This is a genomic window from Shewanella xiamenensis (genome assembly GCF_024971755.1).
Lineage (GTDB): Bacteria > Pseudomonadota > Gammaproteobacteria > Enterobacterales > Shewanellaceae > Shewanella > Shewanella xiamenensis.
Genome location: NZ_CP079718.1, coordinates 4,301,119 through 4,323,698, shown reverse-complemented (window position 1 = coordinate 4,323,698; position 22,580 = coordinate 4,301,119). Strand labels below are relative to the sequence as shown.

Below are 22,580 nucleotides of genomic sequence, written 5' to 3'. Positions count from 1 at the left end.
GTGTCATCTGCGGTTGAGATACGTTGGAGTGTAGGCCGCTAAGCTGTCAACTAACAAGTCAACAAAGCCTTGTCTGTCGAGTCCAAACAGTACTGTGGCATTCGCAGGTTTAGCCGTAAGCTGATAGCGGTCGACTACCGTCATCCCCAGCGTTAATTCGCTCTGGGTTTCAATCTCTACTCGACAGTCTTGGGCATCAAACAGTTCAGGTTTGAGTAGCCAAGCAATAGTGCAGGGATCGTGCAGCGGCGCACCCACAAATCCCCATTTTGGATCCCTATGATAAATCATAAAGAAATCCAGTAACTCGGCGACACATTTAGCCACAGGGTTGGGAATCGCACGAATACGTTCGATATCTTCATCCATGATCTGTGCTTGATGTGTTACATCGAGGCCGCACATGGTAATGGGAATGCCGGATTTAAACACGATATCGGCGGCTTCTGGGTCGACAAAAATATTAAACTCGGCGGCAGGTGTCCAATTGCCGACACCCGCTGCACCACCCATCAATACAATGCGTTCGATCTTGGCGTGTAACTCGGCGTGGCTTGCAAGTAATAGCGCGATATTGGTAAGTGGCCCTGTGGGAACCAATGTCACGGGCTTATCACTTTGACGCAGCTGCTGCGCCATCAACTCAACGGCATTGATGCTTTGTGGCGTAAAGCTGGGTTCTGGTAATACTGGGCCGTCAAGTCCGGTTTCGCCGTGGACATTATCGGCAATGATTAACTCACGGCTTAAGGGTTTAACCGCACCGCCCGCGACCGGAATATCACTGCGATTTAATAAGGTTAAGATCCGCAGGGCGTTATTAAGCGTTTTATCGGGGGTTTGGTTACCCGCGCTGGTGGTGACGGCGAGTGGAACGAGCTCTGGATGGGCGAGGGCTAAAATGAGCGCAATGGCGTCATCATGGCCAGGATCGCAATCCAGAATAATAGGACGAGTCATACTGTTACTCCTTTAAACAGCGCAATGGAGGCTTAGAATAGCACGCTAAAGCTTGAAGACAGTGAGTCTCATAGTGTCTTTACAATAAACTGTGAGCATTTTCTGATTTATCTTCATAAGCTGCTACAATAGCGCCCGCTTTAGGCACAATAAAGATAGATATTCAATGCCTTAAATATCATGGAATGATAAGGACGTTCTGGCGTGTTGGTGAATCCTAGTCAATTAACCTCGAGTATCTCCACTCGTTTTTTGGGGTGGTTAGAAATACTCTTAATCTGTATCCCTCTGCTGCTTTTTAGTTTTGCCGCCTTATTTCTGTGGGAAGGCGTGCAAAAGTGGTCGTTGGTCAATCAACTTGAAGAACGTGGTGCTGTCGCCACTGGTCGGGTGATTGACACTGAGTATCGGAGTGAACGAGGTTCGAACGGCATCTCTCGCCAAAGATTGGTGTGTTTGGTGGAGTATCACACCGCCGAGGGCGAGGAAATTCGTCATTGGGATCTCGATGGTGTGGATTGCCGTGCAACTTATCAATTAGTCTCGCCGCAGGATGATACGCCGGGGGCATTAGTGCCCAACTATGCGCAAAGTGCTGTGAGCTACTTGCCTGATGCACCAACACGGGCGAGCGCCAATCTTGAATTAACCCGCGAACGCGCCAAACTGGACGTTGGCTTTGGCGTCGCAGGCTTATTATTTGGCTTGTTTGTCGGTTATTTCTGCTTGAATTTATTAAGAATTCGTTGGGTCGAGTGTCGTTATCTGCCAAAACTCAAGCGTTTAGGGCAGCAACAGGATTACGCTGGGATTATCAATCTGCTTGAAACCTACAGGTGCCACCCCGCCGCAAATATTCTGGTATGGGAAGCAGCCGATCATATCGGCCATTGCCGTGAGTTATACCCGCGTTTTGTTGCCTTATTTGCCCAAATGCAATCTGTGCCAAGCAAAAAACAGTTAGAACCGATAGATGAAACCATTGTGATGATTAGCTTTTATCGCTTGAGTTCCTTAGGGTTTCACGACTTGGCACTCGCGATGTTAGCCCGTAGCAATCAAGCTTTATCGGTAAGAACCTTGGCAACCTTTGTACTGATAACTCGCACTTATCAGCTCCCTTTGGCACTGACATTATCGGCAGAAAAGCTCAAGGCATTGGAGGCACTTTGTTATGCCAAAGAGCTCAGTTTTGGCTTGGAGGATGAAAAACAATGCTGTGTCGACCTTGCTGCCCGCATCGAATATTTACTTTGGTTAGTTAGATGGGTACTCGATAATACCCATAGTGCGGTGGAGCAAACGGTTAGCCCCGTGCAAGCGCGGATCTTGGCGGCGTTTGGCCAGACAATGGCGCTGCAAACACTCAGCCTCGATAGCGCACAGGTGATTGATAAACATACACAAGCACTATTATCTCGGTTAGATACGAGTCATGGTTTTCAGCGCGCATTGAGGCCGATAATCGAGTCATTATCGGATAACGTAGCGCAACATATTCAACAACTCACGTTTTCAGCAACGACAAGGAAATAAGTTATGCAGTCTTATTCAATTCCTCGCCCTTTGGCATTGGTAGCAGCCTTAATCGCCCTGCAATTAACGGCTTGTAGTCAGCCGAAACCCGTAACCGTATTCGAAAATGATAAGGAAGCCTTATTGCAGTTTGATAACGGTAAACTACTCCAATTTAAGGAAAATCCGAGCCCACAGTACCACCATATTCCCTGTGATTTACCCGCTGTCGAGACTGTGGTCACCAATAGTTCGGCCTTTGCGGCGTTAACACAATCCGGTGAGGTGATCACTTGGGGTGATAGCTATGCTGGTGGCGATAGCCGCGAGGTGACTGAGCAGCTTAAGCAAGTTAAGCAAATCGTCTCGATTAAAGATGGGTTTGCCGCGTTACGTCAAGATGGCACTGTGGTGTTCTGGGGCAATGCGGGGAAATATCGCCTCGACAAAGCCCTACAAAACCGCATGACTAATATTACTAAATTATTCGCCAACCAAGAGGCCATTGCCGCGCTAGATGCCACAGGCAAGGTACACACTTGGGGTTATGGCCCTTACGGTGGTAATAGCTTGCATGTGCAGGATCAATTAGTTGATGTCATTGATATCTTTGCTAAGGGACGCAGTTTTGTCGCCCTCAAAAAACAGGGTAGTGCAGTGATTTGGGGCCAGGTTGAAGAGTCGACCAATATGAAAAAGTTGCTCCCTCAGCTTACGGATGTGGCGAAGATCGAATATTTTCAACACACCTATGCCGCCTTGAAAAAGGACGGCTCAGTAGTGAGTTGGGGCTGGCGCAGTGATACTTATCCTATCCGCAGTGCCTTAAAAGACGTGGCGAGTATGACGGCAAACAATTGCGCATTTGCGGTGTTAAGTCCTACGGGGGATGCGCATTTTTGGGGCGATGGCATTAACTGTGGCGTCGATTGGATTAAAAAAACCGACATTACAGGCGTGAAGGAGATTATCAGCGTCGGCTCAGGTTTTTTATTACTGCGGGATAAGACGGTGCCGCAAATTGTGGCCGACGACACTGACTACGCGTATATGTTTGGGTTTCACTATGCCCAAGAGATTCTTGATAAATATTGGCAGGAAGGCAGTGTTATTACGCAAGGACCATCTTCCTTTGTGTTTACTCGTCCCGATGGCAAAGTGGTGCCCGTTGGATATCGCGCTAACCGTGATAATGTGGAAAAGTTAATGGCACGTATTCCGCGCCTCACGTGGTTAGATGGCGCAAATGACGGTTATGTTGGCATTAGCGACAAGGGGGAGCTGGTCTCTTGGTCGATGAATTTGCCCATGTTCGACAAGTCGCCTGTGCAACCTGCTGACTCGTTAGTGATTAAGCCGTTGGATTTAAGCCCGGTTGCCCAATGCGAAACCCCTGAGCAGCGTCAGGCGATTTTAAGTAAAGACAGACCCCAACCAGCGGCAAAAAACTGGGATGGCGTTTTCTAACTCATCTGAGCTTTCTCGCCAATCTGAGATTAATGGACTTTCATCCGTATAGACGTCTATAATGCGCGCGCTTAGGTCTTTAATATTCTGAGCCTTGTTGGGCGTTAACAGGTTTGACGCCCTTTGAACCTAATTTTGAGTCAACCTTCTGTGGTGCTTGCGATGATGAAGTCGCGAGATAATCGGGAAGCCAGTGAAATTCTGGCACTGCCCCCGCAACGGTAAAAGGTGAGAGGCGACCGCATTTGATAGGCGTTCACGATGAACACTGAAATCGAGTGTGTAAAGGTCAGTTTCGCGTTCATCTCAAGTTGAGATGGATATAGCCTAAGTCCGGAGACCGGCCCTAAAGGTGTTTTTGAGATTTCGGTGGGCAGATCTCAAAATGCGATAGTGACTATCAGTGTTTTCTACTGAATCAACGGTATCGTGGCGCTAATGCCCCGTTTTCCTTGTAGGAGTTAAAGGTAAAATGGGAACACATCCAACCAAAATTGCGCTGCTGATTGGCAGCCTTTGCAGTGTATCAATTATCGCGCCCGCTGTGGCTGCTGATGAAACTCATGCCGCCAACGTCGATGAGCATATCGTGGTGATTGGCCGTGCTGATAAGACCCCGTTAAATATTGCCGCTAATGTGAATGTGATTGATGCCGCGTCGATTGAAATGAGTGGCGCGACTAATTTGACTGACGTCTTACGTGGTCAGAGCGGTATTCAAATTTCGGATAACAATATTGGTACTAGCTTTGCGATGCGCGGTTTTAGCGCCAGCACAGCGGTAAACAACACCTTGATTTTGCTCGATGGTCGCCGTCTGAATAACATTGATATTGCTGCGCCTAGCCTGAATGCAATTCCCTTAAATCAGGTTGAACGCATCGAGATTTTATCCGGCAGTGCGGGCGTGCTCTATGGCGATCAAGCCGTGGGTGGTGTGATCAATATTGTGACTAAGTCGCCTGAAAATACGGGTGGCAGCGTGCAATTATCCGGCGGTAGCTTTAATACCTATGAAGGTCGCGGCGATGTGTCTGGCGCAATCAACAAGGATTGGCGCTATTTCTTGACCGGAAGCTACAACCAAGGTGACAACTATCGTCAGCATAACGCCAATGACACGGGTTCTATCCTTGGCCGCATTCAATATAAAACGGCGACTGATTCGTTCTTTGTTGAAACCAGCTACTACGATGATGACCGCGAAAATCCAGGGGCATTGACTAAAGATCAATTTAAAGACAATCCACGTTACTCTGGGAACGATAAGCAATATTCCCATGAAATGACCACTGCTGCGCGTACGGGCTATCAGCATCAGCTTAATCAAAACTGGGCATTAGCGGCGGATTTAGATTACAGCGATACCTTAGTCAGCTCACTCAATTGGGACCAGAGCCATAATACTCGCTCACTGCTGATGTTTAGCCCTAAGGCGCTCGCCAACTACAGTACCCGTCAAGGTGAGCTAAACCTAGTGACTGGTTTGGATATCAGCCGCGGTAAGGCAGAGTTTGATTCTATGGCTCGTAGGAACGTGCAGGACATGCAAAGTGCTTACCTGCAAGCCACAGTGCCATTAAGCCATACCTTAAGTTATGTGGTAGGCGGACGTTATGCGCGGGTGACCGACGATCTAGTCGATGGCAATGTCTATCCAAATGGTATCGATTTAGATGAAGATGCCACTGCATTTGAGTTTGGTTTAAATTACCGCCCGAGCGCCGAGCACAGATTCTACCTGCGTGGCGATGAGAACTTCCGTTTCGCCAAGGTCGATGAGCAAGCTTACACCCCGAAAGATGTGTTTGGCTTAAAGCCGCAGACAGGTCGCTCCTATGAAGCGGGTTGGGATTGGACTGTTGCCAGCCAAACTTTACGAGTGAGCCTATACCGCCTCGATTTAGAAGATGAAATTGTCTTCGACCCGAGTGCAGAAAAACCCGTTGGTGGCAGTTTTCAAGGTGCAAACGTCAATGCCGATGCCTCACGCCGTTATGGTGCGAGTGCCGATTGGGATTGGCAGGTGACTCAAGCATTGCAATTAGGGCTTGAGTACAACTATATCGATGCCGAATTTACCGATGGATTGAATGATGGCAAGCAATTGTCTTGGGTGGCTAAGCACTCCGGGCGCGGTTATGTCAGCATGGATGTTGCTGAGCATATTCAATTGTTTGCAGAGGCTATTTACACGGGCGATCGTTTCGTCGAAGGCGATAATGCTAACCAAGGCGATAAACTTGCTAGCTATGTGCTCGGTAATCTTGCCCTGAACTATAGCCGTGATGCTTGGCTTGCGAGCCTGCGTATCGATAACCTGTTCGATAAGGACTATGTCAGTGCTGGTTATTATGCTGGTGGAACCTATGACGGCTATTACTCAGGCCGAGGCCGTGATATTCGCTTTACTGTCGGCTACCGTTTCTAAGCTGAACCCTAATAATTAAGTGACTTAGTACCTTTTTAAGCCAGACTCTGTCTGGCTTTGTTATTTCTGTTGTTGGGTGCAGAGAAAAATCATTTTTACGGGTGTAATATAGGCTAAGTCGTTGCTTATACTATAAAGCACATCATCTTTAGGGTTAACGCAATTATTCTACGACTTAGTGCTGAAATTCTTTGTAGTTTGGGTATGATGTGAGCGGTATTCGAATCATCTTATAGCTAATTAACAGGTGTAAAGTGTCCTATGACAGATCTTGAGCAACAGGTTTTTACTCAAGTGAGAGCCATCATAGCGAATGAAGAGCAAGTCATTGGCCGCCGTGGGATCTTAATTCCACTGAAAAAGGCCATTCTTGCCGAAGGCGATATTCGTAATGTGATCGATATTATTTCGAGTGATCCCGCGTTAGCGGCCCATATGTTGATGCGCAGTAATTCGGCGCAAGCTTCTGGTGTGGTTAGCCCTAAGTCTCGCTCTTTAAAAGATGCCTTAATTCGTTTGGGCCAAGTTAATATTTACCGTTACGCCTTTACATTTTATTTGAAAGAACGCCTCGATGAATTGCCTCAACCCTATAAGAAGTTGGTGCAAGGTTATTGGAAACTCACGGAAAATATAGCAACTGATGCGGTTGACAGCTTAGTTGATATGCCGGATGTCGATATCGACCCCGATGAGGTGCAAACCTTGGCGCTGTTTAGTGTGTTCGGCCAGATTATTGCCTTAACCGCATTTGCTTATTTGAATGCCAGCTCTGAGCAATCTTTCCCGCTAAGTGTGATTAAGTCTTTGATCGATAATCAGCAACAAACTTTAACCATCGAAGCCTTTGAAGCCTTAGATCTTGACCAAGATCTGCGCCAAGAGTTTATGATCGCCCACAATCTGCGCCAGACCCGTAATCAAAATTCCCCCGGGTTAATTCTGCGCCGAGTATTGTCAATGCGTGGTTTATTGCTTAATCCGCTCTAAGCACCGCTCATAAAAACAAAGCCTGCAATAGCCTGTCTCTTGATCACAAGTCTTCGTGATTGAGAGACATGGCCAATTCGTAACCCTCAAGGATGGTTTGTAACCTAAACCATCCTTCCCACAATACCTCTACACAAGCTCGACCTGTCCGCTTGGTATCTTTCCAACCCCCTAATCTGGCCAGACGCTCGTACGCCCACTGCATATCGGGTGCCTGTTGAGGTAACGGACGTCCCTCCATTTTCAGCCAAAGTAATTTCCACGCTTTCTGACCCAATAGCGTTTCACAACATTGTGCTGCCACTTCCGCTTTGGATACCTTCATAAAGCGAAGCTGGAGTAAGCGTGTGGCGATAAAAGCCAGTATCACACTCATACGCTCCAGATTCTCACGGCACTGCATTCTCAGCTCTTCCACCGCGGTGCCACTGCTTTTCCATACCTTGTGGTAATCTTCAATCAACCAACGGCGCTCGTAATAGCCTACAACCTCCAGTGCCTCCTTCGAGCATGTGATAGGTTCTGAGGTGAGTAAGTGCCATGCCAGTTTTTCTTCACGATGACTTTGCTCTACGACACTGACGTAATACAGAGGGATATCTGCCTGAGTGCGTTTGTTGGCTGGGGCTTTGAGGGTCACTCGGGCATATCTCATTTCCAGCGTCACCGCCCGGGCTTTCCTTCCGCCTTTCTGAGGAATGAGGAGAGATTTCGTCGCTGCAAGCGGTAATGTGTTCGAGTAGTCATAGAGTTTGTGTGCATGCTCTTGAATGCATCGGCTCTGCATCGAGCGGACGACAAAGCGCTGTTGGTGCTGGGTTTTATAGGTCAGATATTCAAACAAATCAGCCTCACGGTCACAGACGGAAATCACCTTGTTGATATGCTCGCCTAAACGGGCAGACATATTGGCGGAGGCTTGTTCCCATTTGTAGCTCTCTTTTTCCTCGTAAGGGCGAGTAGCATGTTGGCGGCGTTGCCCGCGCTTAGTGATATCCCGCGTCCAACGCTGTTGCTCAATCAGCCCAACGACTTGCTGGCTTTGCGGTGAAAACAGCAAGATAGAATGCGCCAGAATGGCACGGTTTTTATCCCCTTGATTGGTATGACCTAACTCCTCCCTGACACTGTCATGCTTGTAAGTCAGCGAGGTGGTATCCTCTAGTGCTAACAAGATGTCATGCTCTCGAGCTTGCTGCGCGGTGGCTTGAAAACCCGCTTCAGCAATATCACTGGCTTGAATATTCTCATTGCGGATAAATCGGTAGGCCCCTTCCATCTCAGCGGGGGATAAGGGAAGTTTGGACACGGCAACTCCGGGTTGTTGGGTAATTGAGGTAGCCAGTGAAACAAGTCTTTGTGTACGTCTTGGGTCGTTGAGGTTTGCGTGCCCAAATTGACATTGCGCCCACTGCTCTGGATCCATCATCTTCATCATAATCGCCTCGAATATTTAGCCCTAGACGATCTGATCACAATGCGGGGAATGAGTTCAAAAAAAATCCCTGAGCATTGTTCAGGGATTTGTGTATGAGAGACAGGCAATAGCAGGCTTTTTTGTTAAACATTTCAACGCTTAATTGGTTTTTTGCTGGCGGGCTAAGCCTTCGCTTGCTACTAGTTGCAGCCAGTTTTGCACTAAGGCCGAGTTCGCGCTGTGGCGGCGATAGGCGCCAAATAGCGGGCGCTTTAAGCCTTCTTGACCCAGTTTGACTGAGGCGAGGCTCAATCCATGTCCCTCATTGATAGACCAATTGGGTAGGGCGGCGATACCGTCCTTACAGGCGATGCGCTGCAATAACATCATGGTCAAATCACAGGTTTTTTGCTCGCCGGCTTCTATGCCCGCGGGCTCTAAAAAGTGGCGGTAAATATCTAAACGCGCAAGTGGCACCGGATAACTGATTATCGGCAAGCGCGCCAATTGCTTGGGCGTAACATAGGCTTCTTTCGCTAAAGGATGATCCTTAGCAACCACTAACTTCACTTCAAAATCAAACAAATGCTGATAGGCGAGCGAGTGACCTGGCACGGGATCTGAGGTCAGCACTATATCGAGTTCGCCCATTTCTAGGGCATTGAGCGAGTCGAATAGATGACGGCTCGACAGATCTAACTCGGCTTGGGGATGATCTTGCCTAAATTGTTCCATCACTGGCATTAACCAGCGAAAACAGCTGTGGCATTCAATGCCAACTCTGAGCTGATTGGTTTCAGTTTCCAGCCCATTTTTGAGATCGGTTTCCGTCTCTAACACCTTAGGCAGGATCTCTTCGGCGAGGTGCAGCAGGCGTGCACCTTCCTGAGTAAAGGAGAGCGGTTTGCTCTTACGCACAAAAATGGGCGAGTTAATTCGTTGCTCTAATTCCTTAATTTGATGGGAGAGAGCCGATTGAGTGACAAAACGTTTTTTGGCTGCGCCCGCCAAGCTGCCACTTTCCTTCAGGGCCATTAAGGTTCGCAGATGTCTTAGTTCGATCATGATCACTCCAAGTGAATTTCGCTCATGTTGTGCTTGAAATCAATTCGGTTGCTGGCATAGAGACTATCACAATAAACTTCTAGACGTCCAGACGCCCATTGTGATTTATCTAGGCTTAAATGCGAAAAGTTGCCAAGAAAACACCATCAGCTGGGTGCAAGTGCCGAATATGGCTTATCTCAAATAAAGGAAGATATGGTATGCAATTAAACAGTCTAGGTTTTCCCCGTATCGGGCGTCGTCGTGAATTAAAGTTTGCCCTTGAAAAATACTGGCGTGGTGAGAGCACTCAAGCCGAGCTGCATGAGGTGGCTAAGGAGTTGCGTCGCACCCATTGGCAATGGCAAGTGGCCGCAGGGATAGAGCAAGTACCTGTAGGAGATTTTGCCTTTTACGATCAAGTGTTAACCCTGAGTGCGACCTTAAACGCTATTCCCGATCGCCACCGTGGCGAGGGCGCAATCGATCTTGATACCTTATTTCGCGTTGCCCGTGGCCGCGCACCAACGGGGGCCGATGCGCCAGCTTCGGAAATGACTAAGTATTTCAACACTAACTATCACTACTTAGTGCCAGAGCTTAAGCAAGACCAAGTGTTCTCTATCGCTTATGAGCAGTTTTTTGATGAAGTGGCCGAGGCGCAGTCCTTAGGTTATCAAGCCAAGCCTGTGTTGTTAGGCCCTGTGAGTTACTTGTATCTGGCAAAAACCGTAGGTCAGGATTTCGATAAGCTGAGTTTATTGCCCAATCTAGTAAAGGCTTATGCCGACATTCTTGCGCGTTTTGCCGCGCAGGGCGTGACTTGGGTGCAACTTGAAGAGCCGATTCTGGCACTCGAATTAGCCGCCGATTGGCAAGCAGCGATTAGCGAGGCTTATCAAGCGCTTAAAACGGCTCAAGTGAAGATTTTACTCACCAGTTACTATGGCAGTATTAGCCATCATCAGGCTTTGGTTTCTGCGCTGCCGGTGGCGGGTCTGCACCTCGATTTAGTGACCGCCCCTGAACAATTGGCTTTGTTTGCTAATGCCTTAAGATCAGATCAAATTCTGTCAGTTGGCGTAGTTAATGGCCGTAACGTGTGGGCGGCGGAGGTTGACCTGATTGTTGAGCGTATCGGCGGTGTTGCCCGAGACTTAGGCCAGCGTTTATGGATTGGCACCTCCTGTTCATTGCTGCACAGCCCTGTGGATTTAGAGGTAGAGACAACGCTCGCGCCGGCGCTACGTCAGCAGCTTGCGTTTGCTAAGCAAAAGCTGCTGGAACTGGCGAATGTGCGCCAATTGTTGCAGGCCCCTGAGTCTGTCGCGGCCAAAGAGATAGTTAACACCTGTTTGGCACGCCGTGAGGCTAAGGCACAGGCGGCGGATGCTAAAGTGATCGCCCGTGTGAATGCGCTGACCCCAGCCGACTATGAACGTGTGAGCGAATTTACTGAGCGCCAAGCGGTGCAGCAGCGCAAGTATCGTTTGCCATTGCTGCCCACAACCACGATTGGCTCATTCCCACAAACACCAGCAATCCGTGGACTACGTAGCCGCTGGCGCAAGGGTGAGCTAAGCGATGCTCAATATACTGAGCAATTACAACAAGTGACCCGCGATACCATCGACCGCCAGCTTAAACTCGGTATCGATGTGCTGGTACACGGTGAGGCCGAGCGTAACGACATGGTGGAATACTTCGGCGAGCAGCTCGAAGGCGTGGGCTTTACCAAAAATGGTTGGGTACAGAGTTATGGTTCTCGCTGCGTTAAGCCGCCATTGATTTATGGTGATGTGAGTCGCCCGAAAGCCATGACGGTTGATTGGGCTGTATTTGCCCAAAGCCTGACGGACAAACCTGTCAAAGGTATGTTAACGGGCCCGGTGACGATTCTACATTGGTCGTTTGCCCGTGAAGATATCAGCCGCGATACCATTGCCACCCAATTGGCGCTGGCAATTCGTGATGAAGTGGTGGATTTACAAAATGCAGGTATTGGCATTATTCAAATTGATGAGCCAGCCTTCCGCGAAGGTTTGCCATTAAAGCAAAGCGAGTGGCAAGTTTACTTAGATTGGGCGGTCAATGCCTTTAAACTGAGTGCGGCGGGTGTGGTGGATGAAACCCAAATCCATACCCATATGTGTTACAGCGAGTTTAATGACACGATTGCCGCGATTGCCGCCATGGATGCGGACGTTATCACCATCGAGACTTCGCGTTCACGCATGGAACTGCTCAACGCCTTTGAAGATTTTGAATATCCAAATGAAATTGGCCCAGGCGTTTACGATATCCACTCGCCAAATACGCCAAGTGTTGAGGCCATGGTGCACCTTATTGAAAAAGCGGCGCAAAAAGTGCCAGTGCGCCAACTGTGGGTTAACCCCGACTGCGGCCTTAAGACACGCACTTGGGCTGAGGTAGAACCCGCGCTGAAGAACATGGTCGATGCGACCCGCGAACTGCGTCGCCGCCTTGGCTAAGTGTTTGTGATATCTGAGTAATAAATGCCAAAACTGCTTTACGTAAACAACAGGGATACCTAAGGTATCCCTGTTTTGCTATTGGTTGTTTGAACAGACCTTTGCTTATAAAAATCAGCGTTTCACGCCATGACCCTTTAGTTTGAGGTATGCAGACAATCTCAAGTAACACGGATTTATATGGTTCAACGTTTTATCCGTATATTTAAAGGTCTAGGACGCAAACTTCTACACAGATATTTGCAAATCTTTACCTGATATCGACACTTCCTTCGTCTACTGCGCTTAGCTAACTCTATATACTGACAGCACTATTTTTCTTCCCGCAAGATACACGCTTGCGCCCATTGGCATTGATGGACACCTAGATTCAGATGAAAAAATCCTCAAAGCGTAAATTGATATTGATCCTAAGCGGCCTCATCCTCCTCGGGGGCGGCGCTTATTTTCTGCTACATAAACCCGAGGCGGCTCCAAGCTATGTGACTGAACCCGTTAGACGCGGCGACATTGAAAACTCGGTGCTCGCCAACGGCATGTTGCAGGCCTCCAAGCTGGTGAGTGTGGGCGCGCAAGTCTCGGGGCAAATTCTGAGTTTGCCTGTGGAGCTAGGACAAGAGGTGAAAAAAGGCGATCTTATCGCGCAAATCGATAGCCTTGCCCAGCAAAACAACCTGCAAAATGCGCTGGCATCCCTTAAAAACATCAATGCCCAGTATCGTGCTAAGCAGGCGCAAATACGTCAGGCAAAACTCGAATATACCCGTCAGCAGCAAATGCTCGCCGATAAGGCCAGCTCCCGCGCAGACTTTGAAGCCGCCGAAGCCACGCTCACGGTGTATCAAGCCGAGCTTGAGCAGTTAGAAGCGCAAAAACAACAGGCTGAAATTAATGTCGACAGTGCCAGAATCGATTTAGGTTATACCAAGATCACTGCGCCTATGGATGGCACCGTCGTTTACTCTGCGGTCGAAGTGGGTCAAACCGTTAACGCCAATCAAACCACACCAACCATAGTCGAGATGGCACAGCTCGATACCATGACGGTCAAGGCGCAGATCTCCGAAGCCGATATCGTCAATGTGCGCCCAGGACAGCCAGTGTATTTCACTATTCTTGGCAGACCTAACCATCCCTATCGCGGCACTTTAAGGGCGATTGAGCCTGGCCCCACCTCCATGGATGGTGACGATAGCAATATGAGTTCCAGCGATTCGGACGCCATCTACTACCACGGCTTATTCGATGTCGAAAACCCCGACCGTACCCTGCGCATTGGCATGACGGCGCAGATCTCGATTGTGCTCGCCAAAGCCGATGATGCGCTGTTAGTGCCATCACAGGTGCTGCGAGCTAAACCGCGGGACAAAGCGGCATCGGCAAGCGAACGCAAATCCCGTGGGCCGCAGTATCAAGTGCCTGTGCTGGTGAATAACCAAGTGCAATATGTGGATGTGAGTGTCGGTATTAATAACAAAATCAATGCCGAAATCCTGTCTGGTCTGAACGAAGGCGACCAAGTGGTGCTCGGAATGCCCGCCGACGGTTCGACCATGAAGTTCCGTGGCCCACCAATGAGGTTTTAAGCGTGAGTAAGCCATTACTGGAAGTCTCAGCTTGCTACCGCAGTTTTCAGGCGGGTGAGCAACAACTGACTGTACTCAAAGATGTTAATCTTTCCATCGCCCGGGGTGAGATGGTGGCGATTGTCGGTGCCTCGGGTTCGGGCAAGTCGACCCTGATGAATATTTTGGGCTGTTTAGATAAACCCTCAAAGGGCGCGTACTTTATCGATGGCCAAGATACCTCGCAGATGGATGTGGATGAACTGGCAAAGCTGAGGCGCGAGCATTTTGGCTTTATTTTTCAGCGATATCATTTGCTTGGCGATCTTAATGCCGTCGGTAACGTCGAAGTGCCCGCCGTGTATGCGGGTAAAGATCGCCTTGAACGTAGACAGCGCGCTGAGCACTTATTGTCGCGCTTGGGTTTAGGTGAGCGTCTCGATCATAAGCCGAATCAGCTCAGTGGCGGCCAGCAGCAGAGGGTGAGTGTGGCGCGGGCGCTGATGAATGGCGGTGATGTGATCCTTGCCGACGAACCGACGGGCGCTTTAGATAGTCACAGCGGCGAAGAAATGATGCGGTTATTACAGGAACTGCACCGCGAAGGCCACACCATTATCATCGTCACCCACGATATGCATGTGGCGCAGCATGCCGACCGTATTATTGAGATTAAGGACGGGGTGATTATCAGCGATGAGCCTAATCCCGCCTCAAACGTTGCGGCTGCGCCTAAGACTGAAGTGATCCCCGCCAAGACGAAGGTGCGCGCCCGCGTGGCGGCATGGGACAGATATGCCGAAGCCCTGAAAATGGCGCTGCTGGCGATGTCGACCCATAGATTGCGCACCTTTTTAACTATGCTCGGCATTATTATCGGTATCGCTTCAGTCGTGTCTGTGGTGGCGCTGGGTGAAGGCTCGCAGCGGGAAATCTTAAAGAGCATTAGTTCAATGGGCACCAATACCATAGACATTCGCCCCGGCTCAGGCTTTGGCGATAGGCGCTCGGCAAAGGTACGAACTTTGACTGCAAGCGATGCTAATGCACTGAAAAACTTACCCTATGTCGATAGCGTCACCCCGAGCATTGGTTCGAGTGCGACTGTGCGTTATGGCAATAAGGCGGTGACGGCGACTGTGAATGGCGTGGGTCCAGAGTTCTTCCGGGTTAGAGGCTATGAGCTCGCCCAAGGGCAGTTTTGGGACGATGACAGTGTTAATGCGTTAGCCCAAGATGCGGTGATCGACGAGAACACCCGTAAACAGCTGTTCCCTAACAGTAGCGGCGTCATGGGCTCTGCCATCGGGGAAGTCATCTTCCTCGGGGATTTGCCGGTGCGGATTATTGGTGTCACTCAGCCTAAGGAAAGTGCCTTTGGTAATAGTGATGCTCTCAATGTGTGGGTGCCTTATACCACGGTATCAGGCCGAATGGTGGGCAAGAAATACCTTGATGGCATAACTGTTAGGCTCGATGAATCCGTACCGAGCAATGCGGCGGAGCAGGGCATTATTAGCCTGCTGAAGATGCGCCATGGCACCCAAGATTTCTTTACCATTAACACGGATACCATTCGCCAGAATATCGAGAAAACTACCGCGACCATGACACTATTAATCTCGGCTATTGCGGTGATTTCCCTCGTGGTGGGCGGCATTGGGGTAATGAATATCATGTTGGTGTCAGTGACCGAACGCACCCGCGAGATTGGCGTGCGCATGGCGGTTGGGGCGCGCCAGAGTGATATTCTGCGGCAGTTTTTAATTGAGGCCGTGTTGGTTTGTCTGTGCGGCGGCGCGCTTGGGGTGGCCTTGGCCTATTTGATTGGCGTGGTGTTTGCCCAAGCGGGAGGCAGTTTCCAGATGATTTATTCGACGACTTCTATTGTTGCCGCCTTCGCCTGCTCCACCTTAATCGGGGTGTTGTTTGGCTTCCTCCCCGCTCGCAATGCGGCGCGTTTAGATCCTGTTGATGCCCTGGCTAGAGAGTAACTCAATGAATAATAAAGTGTTAACGCATCAAAACAAATTAAGAACGCTTAAGTTCAGCGTGATTGCCATCAGCATTGCGCTGTTGTCTGGCTGCGGCGCGCTGATGCGCTCCGACTTTGAGCCGCCAGCATTACAAGTGCCAGAGCAGTGGCAGCACACCCAAGTGAATGGTCAAGTGAGCCTCGACCCTTGGTGGCAGAAGTTTAATCAACCCGAATTAAATCAGCTGATTAGCCAAGTGCTTAGCAGCAATAATGACCTGACGCTCGCCACCTTAACCTTGCAAAAGGCGCGTTTACAGGCGGGGTTAGCGCGGGATGATTTGTATCCACAGCTCAGCTCCAATAATACCGCGTCTGTGAATAAACCGCTGGAGGGCGGCAGTTCGAGCAAGACATTTCAGGCTAACCTGTCGGTAAGCTATGAGGTAGATCTCTGGGGTAAAGTGTCGGCCAATATCGACCAAGCCCAATGGACGGCGCTGGCAAGTCTCGAAGATAGGGAGAGCACGGCGCAGAGTCTAGTCGCGACGACGGCATCCCTCTATTGGCAGATTGGCTATCTGCATCAGCGGATTGAACTAAGCAATAAGAGTATTGAACATAGTCGACAAACACTGGCATTAACCCAGCGCCAATATGCCTCGGGCGCCGTGACTGAGCTGAATGTGCTCGAATCCCAACGCAGTTTAGCGGGGCAAGAGGCTTCCCACAGTCAATTGCTGCAACAGTTAGCTGAAGCCGAAAATGCCCTAGCGATCTTACTCAATCGCGCCCCGGGGCAAGTGGCGGTTGAGATCAAGCAATTGCCGGACGGTGCGGTGCCTGAGGTTGGCGTCAGCATTCCCGCCGAATTGGTCGGCCGTCGTCCCGATGTGAAGGCGGCTTTGTACCAATTGCGCTCGGCGCTGGCCAGTAAGGATGCGACCTACGCCAGTTACTTCCCAAGCTTGAGTTTGACTGGCAGCGTGGGTGAGTCGACCTCCGAGCTAAAAGAGCTGTTGCGCAATCCCGTGGGGAGTTTAGGTGCGGGTTTAGTGCTGCCCTTTTTGCAATGGAATCAAATGCAAATCAACAATGATCTTGCAGATATCGACTACCAAACGGCGATTGTGAATTACCGTAAAACCCTCTACAGCGCTTTTAAAGATGTGGATAACGCTATCTCGGCCAAGCAGCAATACGCCTACCAAGGTGAGAAGCTTGAGCAGCAATTTAGCGCCGCCGCCCAGGCCGAAGCGATTTATGAGAGCCAATATCGCCATGGCGCTATTGGCATTCAAAATTGGATTGATGCGCAGGAGAATCGCCGCAGCGCTGAGGCCGCATTGCTGGAGAATCGCTATAACCAATTAACGGCTCAAGCGACGCTTTATCAAGCCTTAGGAGGGAGCGATATTGCGCCGCCATTAGCGGATAATTAATTGAATTATTAGATAAATAAAAACCGCGATGCCTTAAGCAATCGCGGTTTTTTATTATGTGGATCAGACGATTGCGTTTAGCTGCGCAGGATCTGGAGTGGCAGGCTTAACATATCATCGCCCGTGCCCGCTAAGTGCCAGATAATCCCAACGAGGGCGGCAACGGTCACTAAGTACCAAATGGTTGAGAATATCTGCCCATATCTGTCCAGCGGCAACAGGTGGCTTTGATGACGAGTGCGCCATTCAAATACAATTTCTAAGCTGCCGATAAGTAGCAAGAAACCGAGCAAGGCCAAGCCTAAGGTGTAGCTGATATACACCCCAAAGGCGGCGCCAATCACACAGGCAATTAACCCCATAATGCTGTTCATCGAGAAGCTAATGCTTTTTAAAATATGGCCACCATCGAGGGGTAAAATTGGCAATAAATTAAACAGGTTAAGTAGCGCGTTAAAAGCTGCTAGCCCTGCAAAGAAGACATTGTCCGTCATGTGGTAAGCGATAAGTGAGCCTACCGACATCAATAGGCCGAAGGTTGGCCCCATAATCGAGATGACCACATCCTGCCAGCGGGTGTTAATCTTTTCATCGCTGAGGGCGAGTCCCCCCATAAAGGGGATGAGGTAAATTCCTTTGGTTTTCATCCCAAAATACTTCATCGCGCGAATATGGCCGTACTCGTGGAATACCAAACAGGCGATAAGTGCCAAGGCAAATTGGAATGAAAACAACCAAGAGTAGGCCGCCACACTCGCGCCCGCGAGTACCACTTTGATGACCTTAGCGCTTTTGAGTAGCTTAAATCCAAGGGACGCTAAACCAACAAAGCTAAATTTTTGTGGTGTAGTCACTGGGATTTCAGGGGTTTGGCGTTCGATATCTTTTTCGGTACGAGTGCCTTGGGCAATCACTTCTTCATCAATAAGCAGTCGATAGTCGAATCTAAAGGGCTGCCAAACCACATCAGTTTCAAGCCGCACAAGGATTTTATGCTCAAGAACTTGCGCTTCGCCATGCTCGCTGGCCAATTGGCTATGCTGTTGAGTGAGTTCAAATTCATGGACTTTGAGACCGCCATTATCCACTGAAGCGGCTTTTTGTGAGACTAAGGTATTGTCCCAAAAGAGTTGTTGCCAACCTGCGAGGGAGCCTTCCAAACGCAGTGATTTGCCTAAGCAGTCAATCTTAAGTAGTTCCAATTTAGGTTCCGTTTGTTGGTGTATCCGAATGATGTCCAGCGTTGATTTGGCACTTTAAGGCAAAGTATGCAGACCAATTGCTTTGGACATAACGGGCTGGGCCGTTCGTGATAAATTATGCCTGCTAAATGTGGTTGAGGATATTAGCTTTTTGGATCATCTCGTCGAAGACTGTGAATCCTATCAGATTTTACTTTGCTTCTGCTTAGTCATCTAAGCTATGGACGATTTCCATCCCTTGGGCGAATGTTGTAAACGCTAATTTGGCCACACAGCATTGGCCTACGGCATTGGCATGTTTTTGTACCCATTTAATAAAATCGGTGAGGGGCAATTTGTGCTCTTGTTTTAGCAGGTTAGGTAGCTCACCAATAGGATCTTCATGAATAGTGGTTGGGGTGGCGCGGATCAAATATTGGTTACCTAAGCTGTCGAGTAACAGGTCCGTATCGATAAATTGATGCTGGTAAAGGCAGGCGAGTTCTAACCAATCACGTTGATGGCCAAGATAAAGGAGTTCATCATTTTGAGTCAGCTTAACTACTGCAGGCCATTGAATATCAGCCATTTTTACTTGAGTCATGTGTATTCCTGGGGCCATGTTCTACTTCAACCTATCACATTTATCCTTATCCCCCAACGCTGGCGTTTACGTGGGGAATCGTAGGCAGTATGCCACCGACTAGGTCAAAGAAGAAAGCCATTGAAATGTTCTTGGGTGAGGATTCACTCGTGGATAACAATGAGGGGGTTATGATTGAAGCAGCAGCCCTAAGGGGCGCGCCACGTTGAATGACATGTGCGCCCTTAGTAAAACGCTTTGAACGTTATTTAACTGGCTGCCGCTTGTGCTTTAGGTTTGGCATTGTAATCAAAGTTAATCTCTTGATTAAGATTGGTGATGGAGCAAGTGCCATGTTCGCGGGTAGTTCTATGATTAGCTTGGCCAATATGAAATTCGACATTGAGGAATACATGCTTAATCACATCGATGTGATACTTATCGAAATAACTTTCCACTTCCTGTTTTAGGCTATCAAATTCGAGCTCTTCACGGGTGCGCTCGTTTAAAATCCGGTTCTTCTCATCGAGCATCATCTTAATCTGCTCAATCATTACTGGATCATTTTGCCATTCGGATTTTGGGGGAAGTCTTTTTAGGCGAGCTTCAATATCGAGGGTGGCTATCACCATTGATTGGACACTTTCCTCCAGCTGTTTGAGGTTTTGCTTGAGCTCGCCTTGCTCCATTGCACAAAAGACTTCTGTTTTTGTCCCCGCAGTGGCGCCAATGGCAACGGCAATGAGTCCTTTTTCGGCATGGGCGACGCCACCAGTTAAATCGCCGCGGCGACCGCTAGTGTCACTTATCGTCAGGGTTCCTGCTGTTTTGGTATTACTATGAAGTAATTGCTTAGTGATCAGAATATTCCCCTTTGCAGTTAATTGGGAATATTGCACAAACTGGGCGCTGATTTGCCCTTGAGCAGTGAGGTTAGTCGAAAACTCATTGACGCGAATTTGCCGACCAATAACGCCTTTACTAACGGTAATATCGCCTTCTGCCTCAAGGGTCGCAGAATCGACAAAGCCCATCACAGTAATATCACCGGAGCTTTTCACTATCATGCCTTCGTGTACATCACCTGTGATTAAAATACTGCCTTTAAAGGTGACATGACCCGTGCTGATATCGACATCTTTTAGCTGTAAAACATCATCAACATTCATGCCTGTGCGGGTTTCAACGGGTTGCCCTGCTACAGTGGCGATGAGTTTGTTGGGATCATTCGGATGGATGCTGGTACCTGTTCCTGCGAGTAAAGGCAGATCCTTGCCAGGCTTTTGCTTAAGGACTTCTCCTTTAATGTTATAACCGGGAGAGCCTTCGGTCCCTGGGTGTTTGATCATCAAAATATCGTTAGGCTTGACCATTATCATGGAGCCAAGATTACGCATATCCACAGTACCATCTTCGCGCTCCTGCGGCTGGAGTAAGCGCTCACGGGCCAGCGAAACCTTACGCTCTAGCACGGCATTTTGGCCGTTTACAGGGTGCTTGCCTTGGGCGATTTCACTTTGACAGCTATCGCCGGGTTTGAGCTTGGTGATTTTTTGCAGCAAGGTTTGGATTTTAAGTTTGCTTAAGCCCATGCAAACATTATTTTTTTTAAGTTCAGTAAGAATTTCAGGTAAGTCGACCGCTTTACCTCCACAAGGGGCGGTTAGGGTCATGGTGGCGAGCATTTTATCTGGGCTGATTTCAATCTTAACACTACCATCTCGGCGTTCAGCCAGTACGGAAAACAGTTCAAATTTACCATCTTCTTGATGATACAGAGAGTTGGTTTGCGCCACCACTTTATCGATGGCCTGATCAAGTGGATACAGTGAGCAAAACTCTGGGAGCGATAACAGGCGCATCACATCATCACGGGTGATGGGGCCATGCTCTTTGGGGATCAGGCGTAATTCCGCCTTGCTTTTGTCACTGCTTAACTCGAGGAGTTCAGGGGCCAACATAGAGCGCTTCCTTACTCGTTTGTTTTATTATTGTTTTATCGGCTAACGCGAGTATAACAGTAGAAACTTTGCGCAAAGAAGCCTTTTCGGCGCGAAAAAATGTAAATGTTGTGTTTTTGTTGTCATGGTCTATTGGTTGATTTATCAATAGATTTTTTATTTGATTAACGATAGTTAATCTAGTGTAATCTCTGGTTTTTTTCAAAATCTCAGCACGGGTGTTGATTGGGAAAGTTTTTTTAGCTTAACAAAAAATAAACTTTACAATGCTGTCGGGTATGTTAGGGGAGAGGTTGACTGGACAAAATTCTTGATAATTTAGCGTTTACTGCATTTGATACTGTTCACAAAATGATGAAAATCTTATCTAGATAGCTGCAACTGTTCGGCTGCGGTTCACGACTTTATTGTGGTGTTCTTTAGGGGATAAGGTTTCTTTCCAGACGGGGCGGCGCATAAAATCTTCGAATAGCCTAACTTAGGGGCAAAAGTAAGCTAGGTGCTTTGCTTCAATTTGTGGGGTTAGGATTAAATCGTAGGGTCAGGATTCAAAATTCTATGATTTAACATTTGATTACCTCTACTCTATTCTTGTGTTACACCCCCATGAGTCAGCTCAAATCTGGGTTCTTTATTGCTTGGCCATGTCGGCTTTTCTATGGGGGATTCAAAAGTGGTCAGCCAAACTTCAAGCTCACCGGAGCCAGATAAACACCCCATGAAGGAGAAACACATGCCGCTATCTATCATGTTATTGGCAAATTGAATCGCCTCTTCAAGCGAGCCTTCTTCCTTGTTATGGCTGAAGGTTTCATCGTCCCACACCCAGTTAATCGGTGCCCCATTTTCATCACAAGCAAGGTATCTTACATTCTTATAACCTTCGCTAGCTGCTGTTAAAGAATCCAAAAAGGATTCTCTGATTTCTGAGAATCTCTTTTTAAATTCTTCAATGCCGATATTTTTACTCATAATGTGCTTCATACTTGCTCTAGAGGTTAACTATGCGCGCCCGCGCGCGAACCTTGGTGAGCGTCGCTGCGGCCGCAGGCCGCATGTACCTACCACAATTGCCACCAAGGCTTTTTCACACCATTGTGAGTTACTTTTAAATATTGTGGCTCGCTTCGGCCTCCGTCTTTGGAGACTGCGACTATTTTAACGGTTATGTCTATAGGCTCTTGCTCGGTAGTACGGCCATCATTCCATATAAAAAAGTATTCATCTGAACCGGTGTGGTCGCTCTCTAAAATCATCGGTTCAGGATAAAAAAGTTGGTCTTCAAATTGGTCTTCTTCAATGGCAAATATAAAGCCAGTGTCTTTCTCGGCAGAGGTTGTAACTAAAGTAAGCACTCCTGCATCAGCACAGGAACCAGCACTACCGCTCTCTCCACGTGAAATAGACTTCACTGAGAACGATGGTTTTTGGGGAATGGTATTGCCTTCATTGGTGTGTTCAAAATCAATAAACGGTCTGTCAAACGAACAAGCAAACGCATTCCCATAAAATAAAACCGCTGAAATAGTTACAAAAAACTTCATGGAGTTTCCTAGT

At 48.5% G+C, this 22,580-nt stretch carries 16 protein-coding genes and 1 riboswitch; of the genes, 8 read left to right on the top strand and 8 right to left on the bottom strand.

Annotation, left to right across the window (positions count from 1 at the left end; all coding sequences use genetic code 11):
• Positions 1-3 precede the first annotated feature (3 nt).
• Positions 4-960 carry a pyrimidine-specific ribonucleoside hydrolase RihA gene (rihA, locus tag KXJ80_RS20035; protein WP_037414420.1) on the bottom strand — a complete coding sequence of 319 codons (957 nt, stop codon included), beginning with the start codon at positions 958-960 and terminating at the stop codon, positions 4-6.
• Between the two features lie 204 nt (positions 961-1,164).
• On the opposite strand from rihA, the gene KXJ80_RS20030 reads away from it, so the two are divergent.
• From KXJ80_RS20030 to KXJ80_RS20015, 4 genes are all read left to right on the top strand, one after another.
• Entirely contained in the window at positions 1,165-2,496 is a 1,332-nt protein-coding gene (locus tag KXJ80_RS20030; protein ID WP_099456990.1) for a DUF3592 domain-containing protein, read from the top strand.
• 3 nt (positions 2,497-2,499) lie between these two features.
• The gene (locus KXJ80_RS20025) at positions 2,500-3,942 is read left to right on the top strand and encodes an RCC1 domain-containing protein (RefSeq protein WP_259474504.1); all 1,443 of its coding nucleotides are present in this window, start codon (positions 2,500-2,502) and stop codon (positions 3,940-3,942) included.
• 134 nt (positions 3,943-4,076) lie between these two features.
• Positions 4,077-4,305: riboswitch (cobalamin riboswitch) on the top strand.
• Between the two features lie 109 nt (positions 4,306-4,414).
• Positions 4,415-6,373 carry a TonB-dependent receptor gene (locus KXJ80_RS20020; RefSeq protein ID WP_259474503.1) on the top strand — a complete coding sequence of 653 codons (1,959 nt, stop codon included), beginning with the start codon at positions 4,415-4,417 and terminating at the stop codon, positions 6,371-6,373.
• 261 nt (positions 6,374-6,634) lie between these two features.
• Positions 6,635-7,363, top strand: coding sequence for an HDOD domain-containing protein (locus KXJ80_RS20015; protein WP_037414412.1), 729 nt, complete (start codon positions 6,635-6,637; stop codon positions 7,361-7,363).
• 43 nt (positions 7,364-7,406) lie between these two features.
• On the opposite strand, the gene KXJ80_RS20010 is transcribed toward KXJ80_RS20015, so the two are convergent.
• Positions 7,407-8,789, bottom strand: a complete 1,383-nt coding sequence (locus KXJ80_RS20010) for an IS4-like element ISUnCu8 family transposase (protein ID WP_076612412.1) — start codon at positions 8,787-8,789, stop codon at positions 7,407-7,409.
• A 150-nt stretch (positions 8,790-8,939) separates the two neighbouring features.
• On the bottom strand, positions 8,940-9,845 hold the full coding sequence (locus tag KXJ80_RS20005) for a LysR family transcriptional regulator (RefSeq protein ID WP_047534531.1): 906 nt from the start codon (positions 9,843-9,845) through the stop codon (positions 8,940-8,942).
• 200 nt (positions 9,846-10,045) lie between these two features.
• On the opposite strand from KXJ80_RS20005, the gene metE reads away from it, so the two are divergent.
• The 4 genes from metE (at position 10,046) to KXJ80_RS19985 (ending at position 17,298) form a co-directional block, all read left to right on the top strand.
• Positions 10,046-12,316 carry a 5-methyltetrahydropteroyltriglutamate--homocysteine S-methyltransferase gene (metE, locus tag KXJ80_RS20000; protein WP_218737421.1) on the top strand — a complete coding sequence of 757 codons (2,271 nt, stop codon included), beginning with the start codon at positions 10,046-10,048 and terminating at the stop codon, positions 12,314-12,316.
• 374 nt (positions 12,317-12,690) lie between these two features.
• Positions 12,691-13,902: an efflux RND transporter periplasmic adaptor subunit gene (locus tag KXJ80_RS19995; protein WP_218737420.1), complete on the top strand. Its 1,212-nt coding sequence runs from the start codon at positions 12,691-12,693 to the stop codon at positions 13,900-13,902.
• Positions 13,903-13,904: 2 nt separating this feature from the next.
• Positions 13,905-15,875, top strand: coding sequence for a MacB family efflux pump subunit (locus tag KXJ80_RS19990; RefSeq protein ID WP_188869931.1), 1,971 nt, complete (start codon positions 13,905-13,907; stop codon positions 15,873-15,875).
• Positions 15,876-15,879: 4 nt separating this feature from the next.
• Positions 15,880-17,298: an efflux transporter outer membrane subunit gene (locus KXJ80_RS19985; protein ID WP_218737419.1), complete on the top strand. Its 1,419-nt coding sequence runs from the start codon at positions 15,880-15,882 to the stop codon at positions 17,296-17,298.
• A gap of 77 nt (positions 17,299-17,375) precedes the next feature.
• On the opposite strand, the gene KXJ80_RS19980 is transcribed toward KXJ80_RS19985, so the two are convergent.
• The 5 genes from KXJ80_RS19980 to KXJ80_RS19960 all read right to left on the bottom strand — a co-directional run bounded on the left by KXJ80_RS19980 (position 17,376) and on the right by KXJ80_RS19960 (position 22,567).
• Positions 17,376-18,500 (bottom strand): site-2 protease family protein, encoded by a 1,125-nt coding sequence (locus KXJ80_RS19980; protein ID WP_047534546.1) that lies wholly within the window; start codon positions 18,498-18,500, stop codon positions 17,376-17,378.
• Positions 18,501-18,705: 205 nt separating this feature from the next.
• Entirely contained in the window at positions 18,706-19,083 is a 378-nt protein-coding gene (locus tag KXJ80_RS19975) for a DUF4144 domain-containing protein (protein WP_037414404.1), read from the bottom strand.
• Positions 19,084-19,331: 248 nt separating this feature from the next.
• A complete protein-coding gene (locus KXJ80_RS19970; protein WP_047534553.1) occupies positions 19,332-21,023 on the bottom strand; it encodes a flagellar assembly protein A in 1,692 nt (563 codons plus the stop codon).
• A 585-nt stretch (positions 21,024-21,608) separates the two neighbouring features.
• A complete protein-coding gene (locus KXJ80_RS19965) occupies positions 21,609-21,995 on the bottom strand; it encodes a hypothetical protein (RefSeq protein ID WP_218737418.1) in 387 nt (128 codons plus the stop codon).
• A gap of 89 nt (positions 21,996-22,084) precedes the next feature.
• Positions 22,085-22,567 (bottom strand): hypothetical protein, encoded by a 483-nt coding sequence (locus KXJ80_RS19960; RefSeq protein WP_037428911.1) that lies wholly within the window; start codon positions 22,565-22,567, stop codon positions 22,085-22,087.
• Positions 22,568-22,580: the final 13 nt, after the last annotated feature.